This window comes from Methyloversatilis sp. (assembly GCF_030698125.1).
Lineage (GTDB): Bacteria > Pseudomonadota > Gammaproteobacteria > Burkholderiales > Rhodocyclaceae > Methyloversatilis.
The window spans coordinates 1-5,140 of record NZ_JAUYNV010000012.1 but is presented as its reverse complement, the minus strand read 5'-3'; the positions used below and the strand labels follow the sequence as shown (position 1 = coordinate 5,140).

The 5,140-nt window shown below is 60.5% G+C and carries 6 protein-coding genes; 5 read left to right on the top strand and 1 reads right to left on the bottom strand.

Annotated features, from left to right (window positions below):
- Positions 1 to 68: 68 nt before the first annotated feature.
- Positions 69 to 458: a transposase gene (locus tag Q8Q80_RS05610; protein ID WP_305631984.1), complete on the bottom strand. Its 390-nt coding sequence runs from the start codon at positions 456 to 458 to the stop codon at positions 69 to 71.
- Between the two features lie 100 nt (positions 459 to 558).
- On the opposite strand from Q8Q80_RS05610, the gene Q8Q80_RS05605 reads away from it, so the two are divergent.
- The 5 genes from Q8Q80_RS05605 to Q8Q80_RS05585 all read left to right on the top strand — a co-directional run bounded on the left by Q8Q80_RS05605 (position 559) and on the right by Q8Q80_RS05585 (position 4,983).
- The gene (locus Q8Q80_RS05605; protein ID WP_305631985.1) at positions 559 to 1,971 is read left to right on the top strand and encodes a TolC family protein; all 1,413 of its coding nucleotides are present in this window, start codon (positions 559 to 561) and stop codon (positions 1,969 to 1,971) included.
- Between the two features lie 13 nt (positions 1,972 to 1,984).
- A complete protein-coding gene (locus tag Q8Q80_RS05600; protein ID WP_305631983.1) occupies positions 1,985 to 3,394 on the top strand; it encodes a multicopper oxidase family protein in 1,410 nt (469 codons plus the stop codon).
- A 29-nt stretch (positions 3,395 to 3,423) separates the two neighbouring features.
- On the top strand, positions 3,424 to 4,083 hold the full coding sequence (locus tag Q8Q80_RS05595) for a cytochrome c (RefSeq protein WP_305631982.1): 660 nt from the start codon (positions 3,424 to 3,426) through the stop codon (positions 4,081 to 4,083).
- 96 nt (positions 4,084 to 4,179) lie between these two features.
- Entirely contained in the window at positions 4,180 to 4,620 is a 441-nt protein-coding gene (locus Q8Q80_RS05590) for a DUF411 domain-containing protein (protein WP_305631981.1), read from the top strand.
- 18 nt (positions 4,621 to 4,638) lie between these two features.
- The gene (locus Q8Q80_RS05585; RefSeq protein WP_305631980.1) at positions 4,639 to 4,983 is read left to right on the top strand and encodes a copper-binding protein; all 345 of its coding nucleotides are present in this window, start codon (positions 4,639 to 4,641) and stop codon (positions 4,981 to 4,983) included.
- The last annotated feature ends 157 nt before the right edge of the window (positions 4,984 to 5,140 follow it).

Here is a 5,140-nt window from a genome sequence, read left to right as displayed (position 1 = left end):
CAGCCCGTCGAAGCCGCGGCGCATGTCGGTGGCCCCCGCCGCCAGCCAGATGCGGGTGCCGGACGGAATCAGCATCGTGCCGCCAGCTGCGCGAGCACCTGCGCCAGCGTGTCGGCATCAGGCCGGCCTTCGATGTGCAGCGTCACTTCGCCGAACTCGACCGTCAGCGTGCCGCCGGGTGCTGGCGTGCGGATGGGTTCGACCGGTGCAGGTGAGCGGGCCGGCTCGTCAATGTGCACCGGCAAGAGCGCCGGCTCATCGTCCCCGAGCAGACCGTCCTGATACAGCTTGCGCCACAGAAAGACCTGGTTGGCGTTGATGTCGTGCTCGCGCGCTACACGCGATACCGATGCGCCGGGTGCAAAAGACGCTTCCACCACGGCGCGCTTGAACGCGGCCGGATGACGCTTGTAAGGGCCGCGCTTGTACGCGCGTCCCGTTCGGGGATTTGTGTCCATGATCTCCTTTGTGGACACAACATTGAGGTGCCCGAGTGCGGGCGATGATTACGCGCTGGATCAGGGAAGGGAAGACGGTGGCGGTCGGACGCTTACGCCGATGCGGCGCGGAAAACTTCTTGTCGCCACCGTCGGCATTCTCGGTTTGGCCGGTTGCGCCACGTTTTCGGCCACCGGCGGATTCGGCCGTGTCGAGCAAACGACCCGCGAGCGTTTGGACAAGGACGTCAAATGGGCGCGCAGCGATTCGGAGCGCACGACATTGCAAACCCGTGTCGGCGAACTGCTCGCCAAGCCGCTAACGGCGGATGACGCAATCCAGCTTGCGCTCTACAACAATCGCGGCTTGCAGGCGGCGTTTTTCGATCTGGGCATCAGCGAGGCCGAACTGGTGCAGGCCGGGCGCTTGCCCAATCCCCATTTCTCGATGCTGCGTGCCAGCAAGCCGGAGAACGGTATCCGGGAATTCAAGATTGAACAGGCGCTGACCTTCAACATCTTCGCCCTGATCACCATGCCGCTGGCGGTGGAGGTGGAGAAACGCAAATTCGCCCAGGCGCAGCAACTGGCAGTGGTCGATGTGGCCCGCCTGGCCGCCGAGACTCGCCAAGCTTATTACACGGCACTGGCCGCCGAAGAGTCCGTGCGGTATCTACGCAAAATCAGGCAGGCAGCCGAGGCCGGCGCCGAACTGGCACGGCGCATGGCGCAGGTGGGCAACTTCAGCAAACTACGCCAGGCACGCGAGCAGGCCTTCTATGCCGATGCCGCCTTGAACCTGGCCAGATCGGAACAGTCGGCAATCGCGGCTCGCGAACGCCTTGCTCGCATCCTTGGCCTGCCTGATCGCAACGCCATTCGCTTGCCCGAACGACTCCCCGATTTGCCCAAGACGGTCGACGAGTTGCCGGGTGTCGAACAAGCGGCGCTCGATCAGCGCCTCGATCTGCAGGCAATCCGCCTAGAAACCGAGGCGCTGGCGAAGAATCTTGGCCTGTCCAAGGCGACCCGCTTCATCAACGTCCTCGAAGTCGGCCCGGCCCGGGTGCTTGAAGGCGCACGCGACAGCGGCTACAAGAAAGGCTACGAAATCAGCTTCGAATTGCCGGTTTTCGATTGGGGGGGTTCCAAGGTGGTCAAGGCTGAATCGATTTACATGCAGGCGGTGGAGCGTGCCGGCGAGTCGGCAATCAATGCCCGCTCGGAGGTTCGTGAGGCTTATCACGCCTATCGAACCAATTACGACATCGCCCGTCATTTCCGCGACGAGGTGGTTCCCCTTAACAAGCGGATTTCTGAGGAGAACATGCTCCGCTACAACGGCATGTTGATTGGTGTTTTCGATCTGCTCGCGGATGCCCGAACGCAGATCGGCAGCGTTAACAGCTATATCGAAACCTTGCGCGATTTCTGGATTGCTCGCGGCGATCTGGAGATGGCGATGATCGGCAAGCCGTCGTTGAACGCATCGGCCCGAGCCACCATTGCGGCCACCGGCCGCGCCGACCATTAAGGGGAGATCCACCATGAGCACACGTCGCGAATTTTTCAAAAATCTTGGCATGGCCGGCGGAGCCGTGGCTGCTGCATCCGTTAGTTCCGTCGCGCTTGCCGCGTTGCCCGAACTGGTCTCCATGGACAACCCGGACACGGCCTCGCCACTGACTCCGCCCAACGGCCGCCCCTATAATCCAGTCGTCACCTTAAATGGCTGGACCCTGCCTTGGCGTATGAACAACAGCGTCAAGGAGTTCCATTTGGTTGCAGAACCGGTTGTCCGCGAAATCGCGCCCGGCATGAAGGCCCACCTCTGGGGCTACAACGGGCAAAGCCCCGGGCCGACCATCGAGGTGGTCGAGGGCGACCGGGTGCGCATTTTTGTGACCAACCGTCTGCCGGAGCACACGACCATTCACTGGCACGGCCAGCGCCTGCCCAGCGGCATGGATGGCGTAGGCGGTCTCAATCAGAAGCAGATTCCGGTCGGAAAAACCTTTGTCTACGAGTTCGTCGCGCGTCGCCCCGGTACTTTCATGTATCACCCGCACGCCGACGAGATGACTCAGATGGCGATGGGAATGATGGGGTTCTGGGTAACCCATCCGAAAGACCGCCACCCACTTATCGAGCCCGTCGACCGTGATTTTTGCTTCCTGTTGAACGCGTACGACATTGATCCGGGCAGTTACACGCCCAAGGTCAACACAATGCTTGATTTCAACCTCTGGACCTGGAACAGCCGTTCCTTTCCGGGGATCGATTCGCTCAACGTCCGCAAGGGTGACAAGGTCCGCATACGGATCGGGAACCTGACGATGACCAACCATCCCATGCACCTGCACGGACATGAATTCGTCGTCAGCGGCACCGACGGCGGTCCGACGCCGATCGGTTCGCGCTGGCCCGAGGTGACCACCGACGTGGCGGTCGGCCAGATGCGGCAGATTGATTTTCTTGCTGACGAAGAAGGCGATTGGGCCTTTCACTGCCACAAAAGTCATCACACCATGAACGCCATGGGGCACGACGTGCCGACCATGATCGGCGTCGACCATCGGGACGTAGTCAAGAAAATCACTGACCTTATCCCCGACTACATGGTCATGGGCGAGCGCGGCATGGCCGACATGGGCGAGATGGAAATGCCCATCCCCGACAACACCCTGCCGATGATGACCGGCCAGGGACCGTATGGGGCGGTCGAAATGGGCGGCATGTTTTCTGTACTCAAAGTCCGTCGCGACCAGAAACCGGGCGACTACCGCGATCCTGGATGGTACAAACAACCCAAGGGCACACAAGCTTACGAATGGACCGGGCCGGTTGCTGCCGCAACCCGCAGCCACGATGCCGGTAAGGGCGCCATGCGTTCGACCGAAAAGCCGCAATCGCAGGAAGTCGTGGTCAGGAAACCTGTCAGCCACGGTCAACACTGAAATCACACCAAAATTAAAGGAAATCCATCATGAACAAAATGCTTCTGGGCGCCTTGGCAGCCGTTGGACTGGGCGCCGCGACCGCCGGGGTCGTCGTCATGGCCGGCATCGTCGATGTCGGGGCCGATACCCCCCATAGTTCCTTCACCTACCAAGCGCTGACGTTTGCCCGCGAAAGGGCCATTGCCAGCCGCACCGGTGACATCCAAGTTCCGACTGATCTTGCCGATCCCGAGCGGGTTCGACGCGGGGCGGGAAATTATGCGGCGATGTGCGTCAATTGCCACTTGTCGCCGGAGGCTCCCGACTCGGAAATACGCAAGGGGCTCTATCCCACGCCACCCAATCTGTCGGAGAAGCCGACATCACCCCCTTCACGTGATGCCGCCCGCGATTTCTGGATCATCAAGCACGGCATCAAGGCTTCCGGCATGCCAGCCTGGTCGAAGGGCGGCATGGAAGACGAAGCCATTTGGGATCTGGCAGCCTTTCTGCAAAAGATGTCTTTGTTATCGGCACCCGCTTATGAGCAAATGGTCGCGGCGAGCGACGGGCACTCGCATGGCGGAGTCGCGGGCCACGACCATGGGCATGACGACCACGAAGCAAAGCCTGCCGAGGTGCCTGAAAAGCCGGCGGGCAAGAGAAAAAAAGCCGACGGTCACGACCATGGGGCGCACAAGCACTAAGCGGTCAAACATTGCAAACATGTAATCAGCGGGACAGCCAATTGTTGGCATTGGCTATCCATACTGACGCCACTCGATTCAAACAGGAGTCTTGCCATGCGTAACCCCGTCCTTGTTCTCGCCTTGATCACAGCCTTCGGTGCCGGCCTTTCCTCCGCCGCAACGGCAAGCGAAATGGTCGATGTCTACAAGAGTCCGAACTGCGGTTGCTGCGGCAAGTGGATTGATCACCTGAAAGACGCGGGCTTTGAGGTTCGCGCGCACAACGTCATGGACGTCCCAGCAGCCCGGAAGCAACTGGGGATGCCAGACCGCCTCGGCTCCTGCCATACCGCCAAGGTGGCCGATTATGTGGTCGAAGGCCACGTGCCGGTTGCCGACATCCAGCGCCTGCTCAGGGAAAAACCGAAAGCCCTCGGCATCGCGGTGCCATCGATGCCCCCCGGTTCGCCAGGCATGGAAAGTTTGAAACCCGTTCCCTACAACACGCTGCTGGTTCAGTCCGGCGGTGAAACCAGCATCTTTGCCAAACATTGATCCTAATCGGAGAAACCCATGAAAACACTCATCACCGCCTCCCTGATTGCCTTTGCCTCCCTTGGCACCGTTTCGGTCCAGGCTGCAGGCGACCATGCCGGCCATGCCATGGCTGCACCTGCCGCCGCGTCCGCTGAAATGCAAATGGTCGACGGCCAGGTCAAAAAAGTGGACAAGGCCGCCGGCAAGGTGACACTGTCGCACGGCCCGCTGACCAACCTGAACATGCCGGCGATGACCATGGTCTTCAAGGTTTCCAATGCCGCCTGGTTGGACCAGATGAAGACAGGGGATAAGATTCGCTTCATGGCTGACAATGTCAATGGCGCGGTAACCGTTGTGCATTTCGAACCGGCCAAATAACAATTAGTGGGTGCTTGGGAAACACTGATTTAACCCCGTCCCCGTAGAATGCTCGGGTCATCCCGATACGCGCAACCGTCCAGATGAAACAGCAAGCCAGCTTCGCCGATCTTGAGTACTCGGCGCGTCGCAAGCCGACGCGGCGGGAGAAGTTTCT

Coding starts and splice junctions, on each gene's coding strand:
- Q8Q80_RS05610 (WP_305631984.1), bottom strand. CDS start 458: ATGGACACAAATCCCCGAACGGGACGCGCGTACAAGCGCGGCCCTTAC.
- Q8Q80_RS05600 (WP_305631983.1), top strand. CDS start 1,985: ATGAGCACACGTCGCGAATTTTTCAAAAATCTTGGCATGGCCGGCGGA.
- Q8Q80_RS05605 (WP_305631985.1), top strand. CDS start 559: ATGCGGCGCGGAAAACTTCTTGTCGCCACCGTCGGCATTCTCGGTTTG.
- Q8Q80_RS05590 (WP_305631981.1), top strand. CDS start 4,180: ATGCGTAACCCCGTCCTTGTTCTCGCCTTGATCACAGCCTTCGGTGCC.
- Q8Q80_RS05585 (WP_305631980.1), top strand. CDS start 4,639: ATGAAAACACTCATCACCGCCTCCCTGATTGCCTTTGCCTCCCTTGGC.
- Q8Q80_RS05595 (WP_305631982.1), top strand. CDS start 3,424: ATGAACAAAATGCTTCTGGGCGCCTTGGCAGCCGTTGGACTGGGCGCC.